Annotated in this window: 13 protein-coding genes; 4 read left to right on the top strand and 9 right to left on the bottom strand. The window is 58.3% G+C overall.

Annotated elements, in window-relative coordinates:
• The first annotated feature begins 129 nt into the window (after positions 1–129).
• From ldtD to ACP39K_RS12805, 3 genes are all read left to right on the top strand, one after another.
• Positions 130–1,938: a L,D-transpeptidase gene (ldtD, locus tag ACP39K_RS12815; RefSeq protein ID WP_497008556.1), complete on the top strand. Its 1,809-nt coding sequence runs from the start codon at positions 130–132 to the stop codon at positions 1,936–1,938.
• A gap of 180 nt (positions 1,939–2,118) precedes the next feature.
• A complete protein-coding gene (mepK, locus tag ACP39K_RS12810; RefSeq protein WP_004928217.1) occupies positions 2,119–2,667 on the top strand; it encodes a peptidoglycan L,D-endopeptidase MepK in 549 nt (182 codons plus the stop codon).
• Between the two features lie 64 nt (positions 2,668–2,731).
• Entirely contained in the window at positions 2,732–3,379 is a 648-nt protein-coding gene (locus tag ACP39K_RS12805) for an MBL fold metallo-hydrolase (protein WP_048796528.1), read from the top strand.
• Positions 3,380–3,455: 76 nt separating this feature from the next.
• On the opposite strand, the gene ACP39K_RS12800 is transcribed toward ACP39K_RS12805, so the two are convergent.
• The 5 genes from ACP39K_RS12800 to ACP39K_RS12780 form a co-directional block, all read right to left on the bottom strand.
• Positions 3,456–4,646, bottom strand: a complete 1,191-nt coding sequence (locus ACP39K_RS12800; RefSeq protein WP_033640808.1) for an amino acid aminotransferase — start codon at positions 4,644–4,646, stop codon at positions 3,456–3,458.
• A gap of 245 nt (positions 4,647–4,891) precedes the next feature.
• Positions 4,892–6,019: a porin OmpC gene (gene ompC / locus ACP39K_RS12795; protein WP_015377340.1), complete on the bottom strand. Its 1,128-nt coding sequence runs from the start codon at positions 6,017–6,019 to the stop codon at positions 4,892–4,894.
• Positions 6,020–6,320: 301 nt separating this feature from the next.
• A complete protein-coding gene (asnS, locus tag ACP39K_RS12790; protein ID WP_004928205.1) occupies positions 6,321–7,721 on the bottom strand; it encodes an asparagine--tRNA ligase in 1,401 nt (466 codons plus the stop codon).
• A 215-nt stretch (positions 7,722–7,936) separates the two neighbouring features.
• Entirely contained in the window at positions 7,937–9,142 is a 1,206-nt protein-coding gene (pncB, locus tag ACP39K_RS12785) for a nicotinate phosphoribosyltransferase (RefSeq protein ID WP_028127363.1), read from the bottom strand.
• A gap of 255 nt (positions 9,143–9,397) precedes the next feature.
• Positions 9,398–11,098, bottom strand: a complete 1,701-nt coding sequence (locus tag ACP39K_RS12780; RefSeq protein ID WP_033640805.1) for a GGDEF domain-containing protein — start codon at positions 11,096–11,098, stop codon at positions 9,398–9,400.
• Between the two features lie 337 nt (positions 11,099–11,435).
• Here ACP39K_RS12780 and pepN point away from each other — a divergent pair, with 337 nt between their 5' ends.
• Positions 11,436–14,054: an aminopeptidase N gene (gene pepN, locus ACP39K_RS12775; RefSeq protein ID WP_048796531.1), complete on the top strand. Its 2,619-nt coding sequence runs from the start codon at positions 11,436–11,438 to the stop codon at positions 14,052–14,054.
• 57 nt (positions 14,055–14,111) lie between these two features.
• Here pepN and ssuB read toward each other — a convergent pair whose 3' ends face one another.
• The 4 genes from ssuB to ACP39K_RS12755 are packed head-to-tail and all read right to left on the bottom strand — an operon-like array spanning position 14,112 to position 17,821.
• Positions 14,112–14,885, bottom strand: coding sequence for an aliphatic sulfonates ABC transporter ATP-binding protein (ssuB, locus tag ACP39K_RS12770; protein ID WP_016928303.1), 774 nt, complete (start codon positions 14,883–14,885; stop codon positions 14,112–14,114).
• Positions 14,882–15,676 (bottom strand): aliphatic sulfonate ABC transporter permease SsuC, encoded by a 795-nt coding sequence (ssuC, locus tag ACP39K_RS12765; RefSeq protein WP_033640803.1) that lies wholly within the window; start codon positions 15,674–15,676, stop codon positions 14,882–14,884. The genes ssuB and ssuC overlap by 4 nt, the downstream gene beginning before the upstream one ends.
• A gap of 11 nt (positions 15,677–15,687) precedes the next feature.
• Positions 15,688–16,836: an FMNH2-dependent alkanesulfonate monooxygenase gene (gene ssuD, locus ACP39K_RS12760; protein WP_016928301.1), complete on the bottom strand. Its 1,149-nt coding sequence runs from the start codon at positions 16,834–16,836 to the stop codon at positions 15,688–15,690.
• Between the two features lie 19 nt (positions 16,837–16,855).
• On the bottom strand, positions 16,856–17,821 hold the full coding sequence (locus ACP39K_RS12755; protein ID WP_015377347.1) for a sulfonate ABC transporter substrate-binding protein: 966 nt from the start codon (positions 17,819–17,821) through the stop codon (positions 16,856–16,858).
• Positions 17,822–17,824: the final 3 nt, after the last annotated feature.

Below are 17,824 nucleotides of genomic sequence, written 5' to 3'. Positions count from 1 at the left end.
TGAAAAGCGGTTAGTTTAATCAGATAAACAGTTATTCGACGCCCGTAGGGCGAAACGGCCTTTCTGTTTGTATACTGAAACTATATGCAATTTTTGACGTTTTTTTTGTGAGCATACAGGGGGCAAGGGATGTTGCTTAAAAAGGGAAACTCTCTACGACGTTTGGCGCTGAGTGGCGCTATCGCCTGTAGTCTTGTGTCGTCGTTTTCCGCCTTGGCCACCGTAACGGCGTTACCGGTGGCAACAGCAGGCATGTCCGTTGCGCAGAGTCGTTCTGAACTGCTGGCCGCGTTGCCGCGCGGTATGGATCTGTACTACCTTTCCACGCTGGCGCCGCTGTATGCGGCGAATCATATGCAGCCGATGTGGCAGGATCGCGAGGCCGTTCAGCAGTTTCAACAGCAGCTGGCCGAACTGGCGATGTCCGGCGTGCAGCCGCAGTTCACCCAGTGGGTGAAGATGTTGACCGATCCGGCGCTCAGTGAAGCGGGCCGCGATGCGGTGCTGTCCGATGCGATGCTGGGTTATTTGCAGTTTGTATCCGCCATCGGCGCCAACGGCAACAACTGGCTGTACAGCAATATTCCCTACAAGCTTGGTTTGCCGCCCACCGCGGTGATCAATCAATGGCAGCTGGCGGTGCGCCAGGCGCGAACCCTGAGCTACGTAAATTCGCTCGCGCCGCAGCATCCGCAATATGCCAAGATGCATCAGGCGCTGCGTGACATGCTGGCGGACAACCGCCCCTGGCCGCAGGTGGGCAGTGGCCCGAGCCTGCGCCCTGGCCAAATGAGCAACGATATCCCGGCGCTGCGTGAGATCCTGACGCGCACCGGCATGCTGGCCGCCTCGGCGCCGGAAGCGGAGCCGGAACCGGCGGTGGTTTCGGCGAAGAGCAATGAACCCGACGACGGCGGGCTGACGGTAGATGAAGAGAAAAGCCGCGTGACGGTGAGCCCATCGGCGGCGCCGGTGACGGACTTGACCGCGGAACAGACGCCGCCGCAGATCGGCAGCGTGGTGAGCGACAACCTCTATACCAACGAGCTGGTGGAGGGCGTCAAGCGTTTCCAGAAATGGCAGGGGTTGACGGCGGACGGCGTGATCGGCGTGCGCACCCGCGAGTGGCTCAACGTGTCACCGAAAACCCGCGCCGCGCTGTTGGCGCTGAATATCCAGCGCCTGCGCATTTTGCCGGGGCATGTCGGCACCGGCATTATGGTGAACATTCCCAACTACTCGCTGACCTACTATCAGAACGGCAACGAAGTGTTGTCCTCCCGCGTTATCGTCGGGCGGCCGAGCCGTAAGACGCCGCTGATGAGCAGCGCATTGAACAACGTGGTGGTCAACCCGCCTTGGAACGTGCCGACCACTCTGGTGCGTGAGGATATTGTGCCGAAGGCGATGCGCGACGGTAACTATTTCCAGAAACACGGCTATACCGTGCTGTCAGGCTGGAGCAACGATGCGGAAGTGATCAACCCGGCGATGATCGACTGGAGCATGGTTTCCGCGCGCAATTTCCCGTATCGCGTCCGTCAGGCGCCGGGGGCCACCAACTCGTTGGGGCGTTTCAAGTTCAATATGCCGAGCTCGGATGCCATCTACCTGCACGATACCCCGAACCACAGCCTGTTCCAGAAAGACATCCGCGCGCTCAGCTCCGGCTGTGTGCGGGTGAACAAGGCTTCCGATTTGGCGAATATGCTGCTGCAGGATGCCGGCTGGAACAATAGCCGCGTTTCCTCCACGCTGAAAGAAGGCAATACCACTTATGTGAATATTCGCCAGCGTATTCCCGTAAAACTGTATTATCTGACCGCCTGGGTTTCGGATGATGGCCAACCGCAATTCCGTACAGATATTTACAATTATGATAATACGGTGAGATCGGGCGCACAAATTTTGGCTCAGGCCAAAAAATTAATGCAGTAAATGCAGTAATTATAAATAAATAACGGTCAGAATGTTTGGCTATACCGCAGGCCCTCGTAGGCGGGGGCCTGTAAACCTAGGCGTATCGCGGGTTGACTCAGCTTACGCAGGCGGTTATGGTTCGGACAGTGCGCTGCTTTGTGCATTTATTTTGACATTCTTGCCGGGTTTAACAGAGTCATGGACAAAATTGATCATCATCGCCGTAAATGGCTGGCGCTAGGTGGCGCCGCTATGGGCATAGCGCTGCTTCCAGGGCAGGCATTTGCCAGTCTTTCCACCGCTCGACCGCGTATTTTAGTGCTGAATAACCTGAATACCGGTGAATCTATTAAAGCCGAGTTCTTTGACGGCAAAGGCTACAATAAAGAAGAGTTGGTTCGGCTAAATCATCTGTTCCGCGATTATCGCGCCAACAAGGTTAAATCGATCGATCCCAGCTTGTTTGATCACCTCTATCGCCTGCAGGGGCTGCTGGGCACCAGCAAGCCGGTGCAGCTGATCTCCGGTTACCGCTCCGTAGATACCAACAACGAATTGCGCGCGCACAGCCGCGGCGTGGCCAAGCACAGCTACCATACCAAGGGCCAGGCGATGGATTTCCACATTGAAGGTATCCAATTGAGTAATATCCGTAAAGCGGCGTTAAAAATGCGCGCCGGTGGTGTAGGATATTACCCACGTAGCAACTTCGTGCACATCGATACCGGCCCGGTTCGGAGCTGGTAATCGCGGTGCCCTCAGTGAATAACGCTGCTCCTTGCAGAGGCGGCGTTATTGTCGTTGGAGCCTTATGAAATACCATCTTATTCCCGTTACCGCCTTTAGCCAGAACTGCAGCCTGATCTGGTGTGAAAACACGCAGCAGGCGGCGTTGGTTGATCCCGGCGGCGAAGCGGAAAAAATCAAAGCGGAAGTGGCGAAGCAGGGTGTGACAATCACGCAGATTTTGCTGACGCACGGCCATTTGGATCACGTCGGCGCGGCGGCGGAGCTGGCGGACCATTATCAGGTGCCGATTTACGGCCCGGATAAAGAGGACGCTTTTTGGCTGGATGGTTTGCCGGCGCAGAGCCGGATGTTCGGGCTGGAGGAGTGTGCGCCGCTGACCCCGACTCGTTGGCTGTCGGAAGGCGATGAGATGCAGGTGGGCGAAATGACGCTCAAGGTGCTGCACTGCCCCGGGCACACGCCAGGCCACATTGTCTTTATCAATGAGCAGGCGCGTTTGGCGCTGGTGGGCGACGTGCTGTTTAACGGCGGCGTGGGGCGCAGCGACTTCCCGCGCGGTGATCATCAGGCGTTGATCGCCTCGATTCGCACCAAGCTGCTGCCATTGGGCGACGATATGCGCTTTATTCCCGGCCACGGCCCGATGTCGACCTTTGGCCACGAGCGCCAGACCAACCCGTTCCTGCGCGAAGAGCCGGCGGTGTGGTAACGATTATTTCCCGGCCGAAATAATCAAGGGCGCATAGAGCGCCCTTTTTTATGATTTATGACCTGCGTCGATGCTTTTAGAGCACGGCGACGATGGCTTCACACAGCGGCGCCATGTTGTCCGGGGTCATGCCGGCCACGTTCACCCGGCCCGAGTTCACGGCGTATACGCCGAACTCTTCACGCAGACGCAGCACCTGTTCTTTGGTCAGGCCGCTGAATGAGAACATGCCATTCTGCTGGATGATGAAGCTGAAGTCCTGTTGTGCGCCTTTCTCCTGCAGGGTGTTCACGAACAGCTGACGCATTCGGTGAATGCGCTGGCGCATGTCGGTCAGCTCCTGCTCCCACATCGCGCGCAGGGCGTCGTTGCCCAGAATGGTGGCGACAACGGCCGCGCCGTGTGACGGCGGGTTGGAGTAGTTGGCGCGAATGGCCGCCTTCACTTGGCTGAAGGCGCGATCGGCGGTTTCGGCATCGGCAGCTACAATGGTGCAAGCGCCGACGCGCTCATTGTACAGGCCGAAGTTTTTCGAGTAGGAGCTGGCGACGATCAGCTCTTGATGTTTGGCGGCGAAAATACGCAGACCCTGCGCATCCTCTTCCAGACCGTTGGCGAAGCCCTGGTAGGCGAAGTCGAACAGCGGCAGCCAGCCATTGGCGACGGAAAGCTCAGCCAGTTGTGCCCACTGTTCCGCCGTTGGATCGATACCGGTCGGGTTATGGCAGCAGCCGTGGAACAACACGACATCCCCGGCCTGAGCCTGTTTCAGGCTGTTCAGCAGGCCGTCAAAATCCAGCGCGTGGTTGGCAGCGTCGTAGTAGGCGTACTCCAGCACTTCCAGGCCAACGGCGCTAAAGACGTTCTTGTGGTTCGGCCAGCTTGGGTTGCTGATCCAGATGCGCTTGGCGCTGGTCTGGTTGGCGATAAAGTCTGCCGCCACGCGCAGGCCGCCGGTGCCGCCTGGCGTCTGCGCGGTGCGCGCGCGACGATTGGTGACGATCGGGCTCTCTTTACCGAACAGCAGCTCTTGCGTGCAGCTGGCAAACGCCGGGATGCCTTCAATGCCGAGATAGTTTTTGGTGGTCTCGTTTTCCAGCAGATACTGTTCAGCTTTTTTTACGCTGGTCAGCACCGGGGTTTTGCCGGTTTCGTCTTTATAAACGCCAATGCCTAAATTGATTTTATTCGGGCGGGCGTCGGCGCGGAAAATGTCGGTCAGGCCCAGGATCGGGTCGGCGGGTGCGGCGGTGATTTTTTCAAACATGTCAGGTGCTTCCAAATCTCGGAGTTAAGCAGACAGAAGCATCAGGGTAGCGCCAGTTATCGGCTTTGCCAACCGTTTGCGATAAAAACACCGCGATCTTGTGAACGGGAAGGATTCGACAGAAAAAATGAGGGGGAAGGGGAAATCTGCAGGATAAAACGTTACCGGAAGACACAAATAAAAACAGGGCCGAAGCCCTGTTTTTTTAACTTAGCCGACGGTGAACCGCCGTTAAGCGAGACAACTTAGAACTGGTATACCAGACCAACAGCTACGATATCGTCGGTAGCGGTGCCGGTTGCTTTGGTGAACTCGTTGTCATCCAGCAGGTTGATTTTGTAATCAACGTAGGTGGACATGTTCTTGTTGAAGTAGTAAGTGGTACCAACAGAAACATATTTAACCAGATCCTGGTCAGAACCCACGCCAGGAACGTTCAGGTTTTTACCTTTAGATTGCAGGTAAGACACTTCTGGACGCAGACCGAAGTCGAACTGGTACTGAGCAGTCACTTCGAAGTTCTGAGTTTTGCTCGCGAAGCCGCCGCACTTGTCATCGGTAGCTGCACAGCCTGCACCGAAGTTACCGCCGCCGAACGGAGTCATGTTACGGGTTTCTGCGTACATCGCCGCCAGGTAAACGTTGTTGGCGTCGTATTTCGCACCTACGGTCCATGCGTCAGCCTTGTCGCCACGCTCGTTGGAACGCAGTTTCTGGTCGTCGGTACGGTTAGAAGACGCGTATGCAGCGCCGAAGCTTACGCCTTCGCCGATGTCATAAGTAGAGGAGATGCCCCAGCCGTCGCCGTTTTGTTTCTTGACGTTACGGCCGTCGTTCTGGTTTTTGCCCTGGTACTGAACGGCGAAGTTCAGACCGTCAACCAGACCGAAGAAGTTGTTGTTACGATAGGTCGCAACGCCGTTGGTACGGCCGGTCATGAAGTTGTCGGTGTAGGTGTAAGTATCGCCACCGAACTCTGGCAGCATATCGGTCCAGCCTTCCACGTCGTACAGTACGCCGTAGTTACGGCCGTAGTCGAAGGAGCCGTAGTCAGCGAATTTCAGACCCGCGAAGCCCAGACGGGTTTTGGTGCCTTCGGTGCCCTGAGATTCGGAGTGGTTAGCCTGGACGTTGTATTCCCACTGGCCGTAACCGGTCAGTTGGTCAGTAATCTGAGTTTCACCTTTGAAGCCGAAACGAACATAGGTCTGATCGCCGTCGTTACCTTTGTCGTCGGAGAAGTAGTGCAGACCGTCAACTTTGCCGTACAGATCCAGCTTGTTGCCGTCTTTGTTGTAGATTTCAGCTGCGTTTGCTGCACCAGCAGCCAACAGAGCCGGGATAACCACTGCAAGAATGTTGCGCTTCATCATTATTACCCTCATTGGTGTTATTCGGACACCTTTGCCACTGCCGCCAATAATTCCTTGGGAACTATTGTTGATAGATTGGTGTCGTCCTGTGTCTGAACGCAGTGTTCCATTCACAGGCGGGTTAATCTAGGACGAAAATGATACCAATGTCGCAATGAGGTTGCAAAAGGAAAGTATGTGTAACCAAATGTAATTTTTCGGGAACTTTGTGACGTGCGTCAATATTAAAAAATGCGAAAGGCCAGCGAGGCTGGCCTTTGTTTTGTAACGAAATCGTTTAAAAAACGAGTGATCGTATAAATTAGAAGCTTGCGTTACGTGGCGTGCGTGGGAATGGAATCACATCGCGCACGTTTTGCACGCCGGTGACATAGGCGATTAAACGTTCAAAGCCCAGGCCGAAACCGGAATGCGGCACGGTGCCGTAGCGGCGCAGATCGCGATACCACCAGTAGTCTTCTTTATTCAGACCCATCTCTTCCAGACGCTGATCGAGCACGTCGAGGCGTTCTTCACGCTGCGAGCCGCCGATGATTTCGCCGATGCCCGGCGCCAGCACGTCCATGGCCGCGACGGTTTTGCCGTCTTCGTTCATGCGCATATAGAACGCCTTGATGTCTTTCGGGTAGTTTTTCACCACCACCGGCGCTTGGAAGTGTTTCTCCGCCAGGTAACGTTCATGTTCGGAAGAGAGATCGATACCCCAGGAAACCGGGTTTTCGAAGGTTTGGCCCGAGGCCAGCAGGATCTCAATGGCGTCGGTGTAGTCCACCTGGGCGAAATCGGAAGAAACGAAACGCTCCAGACGAGCGATAGCGTCTTTATCCACGCGCTCGGCGAAGAATTTCAGATCGTCGGCGCGTTCATCCAGCACCGCCTGGAACACATACTTCAGCATGCTTTCGGCCAGGCCGGCAACGTCGTCCAGCGTTGCGAAGGCCACTTCCGGCTCGATCATCCAGAATTCCGCCAGGTGGCGGCTGGTGTTGGAGTTTTCGGCGCGGAAGGTTGGGCCGAAGGTGTAAACCTTCGACAGCGCGCAGGCGTAGGTTTCGCCGTTCAGCTGGCCGGAAACGGTAAGGAAGGCTTCCTTACCGAAGAAGTCTTCGCTGAAGTCGACAGCGCCCTTGTCGGTGCGCGGCAGGTTTTCCAGGTCCAGCGTGGACACGCGGAACATCTCGCCGGCGCCTTCGGTGTCGGAGGCGGTGATCAGCGGGGTGGACACCCAGAAATAGCCATTTTCATGGAAGAAGCGGTGGATCGCCTGCGCCAGCGTATGACGCACGCGCGCCACGGCGCCGATCAGGTTGGTGCGCGGGCGCAGGTGAGCCACTTCGCGCAGGTATTCGATGCTGTGACGTTTGGCCGCCATCGGGTAAGTGTCCGGATCGTCGACCCAGCCGACCACTTTGATCGCGGTGGCCTGCAGCTCGAAGCTCTGGCCTTCGCCCGGTGAAGCGACGACCTTGCCGGTAACTTCGACCGAACAGCCGGTGGTCAGGTGCAGCACTTCATCTTGATAATTCGGCAGAGAATTATTAACGACGGCCTGTAACGGATCAAAGCAGGAACCGTCATAGACGGCCAGGAAGGAGATACCAGCTTTTGAATCTCTCCGGGTACGTACCCAGCCGCGTACGGTGACTTCACTGTCAACCGCAGCACGACCTTGCAGTACGTCGACTACAGGCACTACGCTCATAGATTTCTCTCTTTAATAATTTGGTTTAGAAATAGCTTACAACCCAAGAATATGGGGGTAATGGCTATGTTACTTGCCGCGGTGCAGAGCACAAGCAGAAATCATCGGATTGGCGCAACATTTATCGCGGCTGACTGAAAAGAGGGCGGTCGGGATAAAAACAAAAAAGCCGGCGCGAGAACCGGGCCGGCTTTCTCTCTTTATATAAAGAAGGCTCAGCTGGCTTTCTTCACCAGCGGCAGATCGAAGGCCTTGCGCAGAGCCCTGACGAACGCCTGGTCCTGGCAGATGGTCTTGCCGGGGCTGTCGGAGAGCTTGGCCACCGGCTTGCCTTTGCACTCGACCAGCTTGATCACGATATTTAACGGCTTAACGCCGGGAATATCGCAGGTCAGGCGCGTGCCGATGCCGAAGCCGAGATTAATGCGCTGGTAGAAATGGCGATAGAGCGCCAGCGCTTTTTCCAGATCCAGGTTGTCCGAGAACACCAGCGTTTTGCTCAGTGGGTCGATGCCCAGTTTCTGATAGTGGGCAATGGCCTTTTCACCCCACTCGACGGGATCGCCCGAATCGTGGCGAAGCCCCTGATAACGCTCGGCGAACTGCGGGCCGAAGTCGCGCAGGAAGGCATCCATGGTGATGCAGTCGGTGAGCGCTATGCCAAGCTGGTCCGGATATTCATCCAGCCAGGCCTGCAATGCGGCGCGCTGGCTGTTGGCCAGCACCGGGCTTATCTGCTGATGCGCCTGGAACCACTCATGCGCCTGCGTGCCGACCGGCGCCAGACCCAGCTGGTGCGCCAGATCGTAATTGCTGGTGCCCGACAGGTACGGGAATTCGGCCTGCAATGTGCTGACGATGGCCTGTTGCACGCCCTGAGAGAAACGGCGGCGGGTGCCGAAGTCCATCAACTTGAAGCGTGAAAGATCCAGATCGCCCGCCAACGTCTTGAACTGCGCCAGCTTGGTTTGCAGATGCGCCACCGCCTGTTCCGGCGTCGCCAGCGGCGAGCGCCGGCGGTGCACCACTTCGCTGATCACCGCCAGCAACGGCACTTCCCACATGATCACTTCACGCCAGGGGCCGGCGATGCGGATGTGCAGCTTGCCGTCGCGGTTGTCGATGGTGACCTGCTGCGGATCGTAGCGGAACGTTCGCAGCCAGTTCAGGTAATCTTGACGGAAGAAGGGCAGGCCCGAAAGATAAGCGAATTCGGCGTCGGTTAGCGCCAGCCGGCTCATCAGCGCCACCTGCGCGCGGATCTCGTCGGCATATTCGCCCAGCAGTTCGTCGCCGCGGCAGCGGAATTCCGCCGCCACGCTGATCGCGGGATAGCGATGGAACACTGCTTGCTGCATATGAAGCTTATAAGCATCGGTATCAAGCAGTGATGTCAAAATCGGGGAAGCGTATTGAGTCATAGCGCGTTACAGCATCCTCGTCAGGCGCGTGTCCAAATCCGGATAATCATAAAAGTGGGGGTGGAGTATACCCGGATTATCCTGTTATTGAAGCTGCATCACACCATAAATCACCGAAGCGGGTCGAGGATTAAACGTGCCTTTATGGCGGCCGGATAGCGGCGGGGAGGAAAAAAAGCCAGATATGCCTGTAAGGTGAATGACTTAGCCTAATTAGTCATAAAAATTATAATGTTAATTATTTTAAACAACGAATCAGATAAAGCCGGCCTGGGTATGCACGCTGACCCGATCCTTGCCGTTCTTTTTGCAAAAATAGAGCGCTTCGTCCGCCTGTTTGATTGCCGCCTGCAGCGCGGCGAACGCGCTGACCGGCGCGATGCCGCAGCTGGTGGTGAAACGCACTTGCCGTCCGTCGGCCAGATTTAGCGTCAGGCGATGAGTACGTGCGCGCAATTGCTCCATGATGTCCCGCGCGTTGTCCAACGAACAGTTGCCCAGCAGCACCGCGAACTCTTCGCCGCCATAGCGGCAGAAGATGTCGCTGGCGCGGAACGCGCGTTGCAGCAAGTGGCCGAATGCCACCAGCGCCCGGTCACCCACGTCGTGGCCGTAGCTGTCGTTGAGTTGTTTGAAATTGTCGATGTCGATCAGGCAAAAGGCCTGCGGGTAGCTGGCGTTGCCCAGCAGTTGACATTCAAGGAAGAATTTACGGCGGTTGTAGATATTGGTGAGCGGATCGAGGAAGGAAGAGGCCTCGAGCTCTTTAATCAGCAGTTGTTTCTCGCTCTCCAGCGAGACCTTGTCCAGCTGGTATTGCCTGAGCTGCTGAATGGCGTCGCTGATGGCGATCAATTCCTGGCTGTAGAAGGCGTCGTTGCGATCGATATTCATCTCGCCGCGCGACAGCCGCACGATATTGTTGTGGGTCTTGGTCAACCAGCGGTTGATGCTGGTGCAGAACACCAACGCCGGCAAAATGAACAGCAAAACCACCAGGCCGGCGAGTGCGATCATGCCGTAAATGGTCGTCTGGCTGTCGTAAATCTTGTGGCGCGAGGCGAGGGTTTCCAATTCGAAACTGCGTTGATACAGCGCCTGCGAAAGCCCGCTCACATCGTCGACATAGCGAGAAATAAGCGCTGTGGGGTAGGGCTTATGGGTATCGATAGCGGTATACAGCCCATTGGTAATCTGCTGGAGGCGCTCAGCGGACACCTGGGCGAGCAACGCATTGACGATGTTGGTGATTTGTCCATCGTCGTAGTTGATCTTCATGAAGATCAATCGGGTGCTCAGCGCGTTCAGCACGCCGGTCAGCTGAATGGACTTCAGATAGGCGTCTTTGCGAACGAGCTGGCTGACGTTGACGTCGATAATCTGATCGCTCAATTCCGTCAATGACATATTTAACCGGTTATTGAGACGGATGGCCTCGAGAAACATAAAGGAGTCGGTATCCACCATCCGGGTATCGTAGGTGTAACGGTAATAACTCTTGCTGGTTTGCGAGATGTAATAGGCGCTGTTGATGTTGAACAGATTGGCGTTGGTGTTATTGACCTGCGAAAGCTGCAGGTTGTCATTATCCAGCAGCTGCTCCATCAACGCGATCATCGACAGCGCGGCGATTTTTTGCCGCACCCCGAGCTGTCTGGCGACCTCATCGTCCAGATGTTCGCGGATCCGGGTGATTCTCTCGCGTGCCACCCGATCGGCGGCTAAACATTGCGCACGGGTGATTTGCGGATCGATCAGGCTCAATCGTTTGAGGCGATGAGCCAGCAACGCAGCCTGAAAGGCTTCGGAAATTTCTTTGGCGCGATCGATTTTGTACAGGTTCAGCTGGTTGTCGCGGTAATCGGTATGGGCTTCGAGCAGCTCATCGACGATGAACAGAGAGAAGGAAGTCATCAGGCACAGGGTAAAAAAATAGATTGCGTATTTAATTTTCATAGTGCGAGTCATCCCTGAGCCTGATGCCGCAATTATACCACCATGCCGCCTGTGTCGCCTCAACTATGCCGGCGCGCCGCGATGGCGGCTTTTTAGCATTAAATGCTGATTTTTATTTAGCCATTGGTCACCCGCACTGCCGCCTGCCTGCCGATTTATGATTTGCCTCTGATTTCTCTCTCTTGGTCGCCCTGCGGCTCTGGGCTTTTCGGTCAGCTGTGATACAGTTTATTCACAATTCAGGCTCACCGCGCGCCGCAGGGGAACATACCGGCTGCGGTACGAAGGAGAAGCGCAGCCTGGCACCTATAACTCACTGAGACGTTTAAGGGTTTTTATGACACAACAGCCACAGGCAAAATACCGCCACGATTATCGCGCGCCCGATTACACCACGACCGATATCGATTTGGACTTCAGTTTGGATGCGGAAACCACGCGCGTGACCGCCGTCAGTAAAATCAAACGTCAGGGGGCGGCCGGTGCACCGCTGGTGCTGGATGGCGAAGATTTGACGCTGGTGAGCATTCAGGTGGACGGCCAACCGTGGAGCGCCTACCGTCAGCAGGATAACCAGCTGATCATCGAAGAGTTGCCGGCACAATTCACTCTGACCATTGTCAACGATATTCACCCGGCGAAGAACACCGCGCTGGAAGGGCTGTACCTGTCCGGCGATGCGCTGTGCACGCAATGCGAAGCCGAAGGCTTCCACCACATTACCTATTACCAGGATCGCCCGGACGTGCTGGCGCGCTTTACCACCCGCATCGTGGCCGACAAGGCGCGCTATCCGTTCCTGCTGTCAAACGGCAACCGCATTGGCCAGGGCGAATTGGCCGATGGCCGCCACTGGGTGCAATGGCAGGATCCATTCCCGAAACCTTGCTACCTGTTCGCGCTGGTGGCGGGGGACTTCGACGTGCTGCGCGACAGCTTCACCACCCGTTCCGGCCGTAAGGTCGCACTGGAGCTGTTCGTCGATCGCGGCAACCTGGATCGCGCCGACTGGGCGATGACTTCGCTGAAGAACTCGATGAAGTGGGACGAGACCCGCTTCGGCCTGGAATACGATCTCGACATTTATATGATCGTGGCGGTCGATTTCTTCAATATGGGCGCGATGGAGAACAAAGGGTTAAATATCTTTAACTCCAAATATGTGCTGGCGAAGGCGGAAACCGCCACCGACAAGGATTACCTGAACATCGAAGCGGTGATCGGCCACGAATACTTCCACAACTGGACCGGTAACCGCGTGACCTGCCGCGACTGGTTCCAGCTCAGTCTGAAAGAGGGGCTGACGGTGTTCCGCGATCAGGAATTCAGTTCCGATCTGGGATCGCGTTCAGTCAACCGCATCGACAATGTGCGCGTGATGCGCGGCGCGCAATTTGCCGAAGACGCCAGCCCGATGGCGCACGCCATCCGCCCGGACAAAGTCATCGAGATGAACAACTTCTACACCCTCACGGTGTATGAAAAGGGTTCCGAAGTGATCCGCATGATGCATACCCTGTTGGGGGAGGAGAACTTCCAGAAAGGGATGCAGCTCTATTTCGAACGCCACGACGGCAGCGCCGCTACCTGCGACGATTTCGTTCAGGCGATGGAGGATGCGTCTAACGTCGATCTGTCGCGCTTCCGCCGTTGGTATAGCCAGTCCGGCACGCCGCTGTTGACGGTGCGCGACGAGTACGACGCGGAAACCCAACAGTATCGCCTGCATGTCAGCCAGAAGACCGCGCCGACCGCCGATCAGCCGGAGAAGTTGCCGCTGCATATTCCGCTGGATATCGAACTGTACGACAGCGAAGGCAATGTCATTCCATTGCAAAAAGGCGGCCTGCCGGTCAACAACGTGCTGAACGTCACCGAAGCGGAGCAAACTTTCGTGTTCGACGGCGTGGCGCACAAGCCGGTGCCGTCGCTGCTGCGCGAATTCTCCGCGCCGGTGAAGCTGGACTATCCGTACAGCGATCAGCAACTGACCTTCCTGATGCAGCACGCACGCAATGAATTTGCGCGTTGGGATGCGGCACAGAGCCTGCTGGCGACCTATATCAAGCTGAACGTGGCGCGGCACCAGCAGAAGCAGCCGCTGTCGCTGCCGCTGCACGTGGCCGATGCGTTCCGCGCGGTGCTGCTGGACGAAAAACTGGATCCGGCGCTGGCGGCGCAGATCCTGACGCTGCCGTCGGAGAACGAAATCGCCGAGCTGTTCGCCACTATCGATCCGGAAGCGATCGCCGCGGTGCACGAAGCGATCGTACGCTGTCTGGCGCGGGAGTTGGCCGATGAGTGGCTGGCGGTGTATCACGCCAACAAGACCGACGGCTACCGCGTGGAGCATGCCGAGATCGCCAAGCGCGCCTTGCGTAATGTGTGCCTGGGCTATCTGGCGTTCGGCGAAGATGTGGCGCTGGCGGACCAGCTGGTGAGCGAACAGTATCGCCAGGCGGACAACATGACCGACTCGCTGGCGGCGCTGTCTGCTGCGGTCGCGGCCCAGCTGCCGTGCCGCGATGCGCTGCTGGCGGCGTTCGACGAGCGCTGGCATCAGGATGGCCTGGTGATGGACAAGTGGTTCGTGCTGCAGGGCAGCAGCCCGGCGGCAGATGTGTTGAGCAAGGTGCGCGCACTGTTGCATCACCGTTCGTTCAGCCTGAGCAACCCGAACCGCACCCGTTCGCTGATCGGCGGCTTCGCTTCCGGCAACCCGGCGGCGTTCCATGCCGCGGACGGCAGCGGCTATCAGTTCCTGGCGGAGATCCTCAGCGATCTCAACCAGCGCAACCCGCAGATCGCCGCGCGCCTGATTGAACCGCTGATTCGCCTGAAGCGTTACGACGCGGGCCGTCAGGCGCTGATGCGCAAGGCGTTGGAACAGCTGAAAGGGTTGGAAAACCTGTCCGGCGATCTGTATGAGAAGATCAGCAAGGCGCTCGACGCCTGATCTTTTCGCGCTGAATAGATAAGGGGGACGGCCTGCGCCGTCCCTTTTTTTATCCGTTCAGTTCACCGCCCGGCGGGTACTGTCCGCTGCGGCCGGCGGCGATAACACCCGTTCCAGCACTTCGGCCTCCAGTTCCGCCAGCCTGGCCGAGCCTTTGCGGCGCGGCCGCGGCAGATCGATGGCCAGATCCAGCCCGATATGCCCCTCTTCGATCAGGATCACCCGATCCGCCAGCGCGATGGCTTCGCTGACGTCATGTGTGACCAGCAGTACGGTAAAACCGTGTTGTTGCCACAGCGTTTCTATCAGCCCTTGCATCTCGATGCGCGTCAGGGCATCCAGCGCTCCGAGCGGTTCGTCCAGCAGCAGCAGGCGGGGACGGTGGATCAGCGCGCGCGCCAGGGCGACCCGCTGTTTTTGTCCACCGGACAGCGCCGCCGGCCAATCGTGGGCGCGATCCGCCAAACCGACCGCGTCCAGCGCCTGCAGCGCCGCGTCGCGCCACTGGCCGCGCAGCCCCAGACCTACGTTGTCGATCACCGTTTTCCACGGCAACAGGCGCGCATCCTGAAACATCAACCGGGTATCCTCTTTAGCGGCGGCAAGCGGCGCGTTGCCGCTGAGCAGCGCGCCACTGCTGGCCTGTTCCAGGCCGGCCAACAGGCGCAGCAGGGTGCTCTTGCCGCAGCCGCTGCGGCCGACCACCGCCACGAACTGCCCGGCGGAAATGCGCAGCTGAATATTGTCCAGCACCGTGCGGTTGCCGTAACGTTTGCCGATGGACTCCAGCGTCACCGGCGTGCCTTGCGCAAGGCGAGCGGGAAGGGTCATAGCGCTTCTCCCTGTTTCAGTTGATAGGCCGGATGCCAGCGCAACCAGACGCGCTCCAACAGCTGCGCGCCCACGTCCGCCAGCTTGCCGAGCAGGGCGTACAGCACGATCGCCACCACCACCACGTCGGTTTGCAGAAATTCACGCGCGTTCATCGCCAGGTAGCCGATGCCCGAATTGGCCGAGATGGTTTCGGCGACGATCAGCGTCAGCCACATGAAGCCGAGAGCGAAACGCACGCCGACCATAATCGACGGCAGCGCGCCCGGCAGCACCACCTGTGTAAACAGGCGGAAACCGCTCAGGCCGTAGCTGCGGGCCATCTCCAACAGGCCGCGATCGATGTTTTTGATGCCGTGATAGGTGTTGAGATAAATCGGAAACAGCGTACCGAGCGCCACCAGAAAGATCTTGGCGGATTCATCGATGCCGAACCACAGGATCACCAACGGGATCAGCGCCAGATGCGGCACGTTGCGGATCATTTGCACCGAGCTGTCCAGCAGGCGTTCACCCCAGCGCGACAGCCCGGTAATAAAGCCGAGTATCAGTCCGATGCTGCCGCCGATGCCAAAGCCGATCAACGCGCGCTGGCTGCTGATGCTCAGGTGCTGCCACAGTTCGCCGCTTTGGCTCAGGCGCCAGAAGGCGGCCAGCACCGCACTCGGCGCCGGCAAAATGCGGTTGGACAGCCAGCCGGTTTCGACGGCGATCTGCCAGATGATCACCAGCGCCAACGGCAACGCCCAGGGAGCCAGCCGATACAGGATGCGTTGTACGTTATTTGCCATCGGGGCGCTCCTCAGCTCTGCGATACTTTTTGCGGAACATAGATGTTGGCCACCACTTCGCCCTGCGGGCGCACCGGTTGAAGGCGAGCGGGCGTTTCCTCCTGCGCCAGATCGAGGTGCGGGAACAGCAGTTCGCCGACGCGGTAGGCCTCTTCCAGATGCGGATAGCCGGAGAGAATAAAGGTGTCGATGCCCAGATCGGCATATTCCTGCATGCGCGCCGCGACCGTCGGGCCATCGCCCACCAGCGCGGTGCCGGCGCCGCCGCGCACCAGGCCGATGCCGGCCCACAGGTTCGGGCTGATCTCCAGGTTATCCTTTTTGCCGCCGTGCAGCGCCGCCATGCGCCGTTGGCCGACGGAGTCGAAGCGCGCAAAGGCCTGCTGCGCGTTGGCGATGGTTTCCTCATCGAGGTGCGCGATCAGCCGATCGGCGGCGCGCCAGGCCTCTTCGGTGGTTTCCCGCACGATGACGTGCAGACGGATGCCGAAACGCACCTGGCGGCCCTTCGCCGCCGCTTTGGCGCGTACTTCCTCGATCTTCTCTTTGACCTGCGCCGGCGGCTCTCCCCAGGTGAGGTACATTTCTACCTGTTCAGCGGCCAGATCCTGCGCGGCGGCGGAGGATCCGCCGAAATAGAGCGGCGGGCGCGGCTGCTGCACCGGCGGGAACAGCAGCTTGGCACCTTTCACCTGAATATGCTTGCCGTGGAAATCGACGGTTTCCCCTTCCAGCACCCGGCGCCAGATATGAGTGAACTCGGTCGAGGCCTCGTAACGCTCTTCATGACTGAGATGTAACCCCTCCGCCGCCAGCTCTTCCGGATCGCCGCCGGTGACCAGATTGAACAGCGCGCGCCCGTTGGACAGGCGATCCAGCGTCGCCGCCTGACGCGCCGCCAGCGTAGGGGAGATGATGCCCGGCCGCAACGCGACCAAAAATTTCAGCCGCTGGGTGACCGGGATCAGCGAGGCGGCCACCAGCCAGGAGTCTTCGCAAGAGCGACCGGTGGGGATCAGCACGCCGCCGAATCCCAGCCGATCCGCCGCCTGGGCGATCTGCTGCAAGTAACCGTGATCGACGCTGCGAGCGCCCTGCGCGCTGCCAAGATAGTGGCCGTCGCCATGGGTGGGTAAAAACCAGAAAACGTTCAGGCTCATCGTCAATGTTCCCCCGTATTTATTGTGCGCTTGGGCGCCAGATGCGTTGCGAGATGTCGACCTTCACCGGCACCAACCGGTTGGCGTAAAACAGGTCGGCGGTTTGCTGCTGTGCGGCGATCGTATGCGCATCGAGCGGTGTGATGGCGGTCGGAGGGCGGTGATCCAGATAGCTGGCGATCACCGGTTCCGGCAGCCCCATGGCGTTGGCCAGCAGGGTCACGCTTTGCGCCCGGTCGCTGCGGGTGAGCGCATCGGCCTGGGTCAGCACCGTCAAGACCTGGCTGATAAAGGCGCCATTAGCTTCGACATAGGGGCGCGCCGCCAGATAGAAGGAACCGGTCTGATTCAGATCGGTGCCGTCGCCGAGCACCCGCACGCCGCCCTGCAGCAGCGCGGCGGAATAATAAGGATCCCAGATCGCCCAGGCATCGACGTTGCCCTGCTGGAATGCAGCGCGCGCATCAGCGGGCGTTAAATAGGCAGGCTGGATATCCGTAAATTTCAGTCCGGCTTTTTGCAGCGATCGCAGCAGCAGGTTATGTGAGCTGGATCCTTTCTGGAACGCGACCTTATGGCCTTTCAGATCGGCGACGGTTTTGATCGGGCTGTTTTCCGGCACCAGGATCACTTCCGCCTTCGGTTTGGGCGGCTCAACGCCGACATACAGCAGATCCGCCCCGGCGGCCTGCGCGAAGATCGGCGGAATATCGCCGGTGCTGCCCAGATCGATGCTGCCGACGTTCAAGGCCTCCAGCATCTGCGGGCCGGCGGGAAACTCGATCCAACTGATGCGGGTGGCGGGGAAACGTTCCTCCAGCAGCCGGTGGCTCTTCGCCAGCACCAGACTGACCGATCCTTTTTGGTAGCCGATGCGGAATTGCGCCGGATCCTGAGCGACGGCGGCGTTGGCCCAAACCAGCGACAGCAGGCCGGTGAAGGCGGCGGCGCTCAGCCAACGCCGCAAAGCGATGCGTTGTTTCATTCA

Source organism: Serratia sp. EC4, assembly GCF_059652115.1.
Note: the sequence above shows the minus strand (reverse complement) of the source record. Positions and strands in the feature narration are given on the sequence as shown.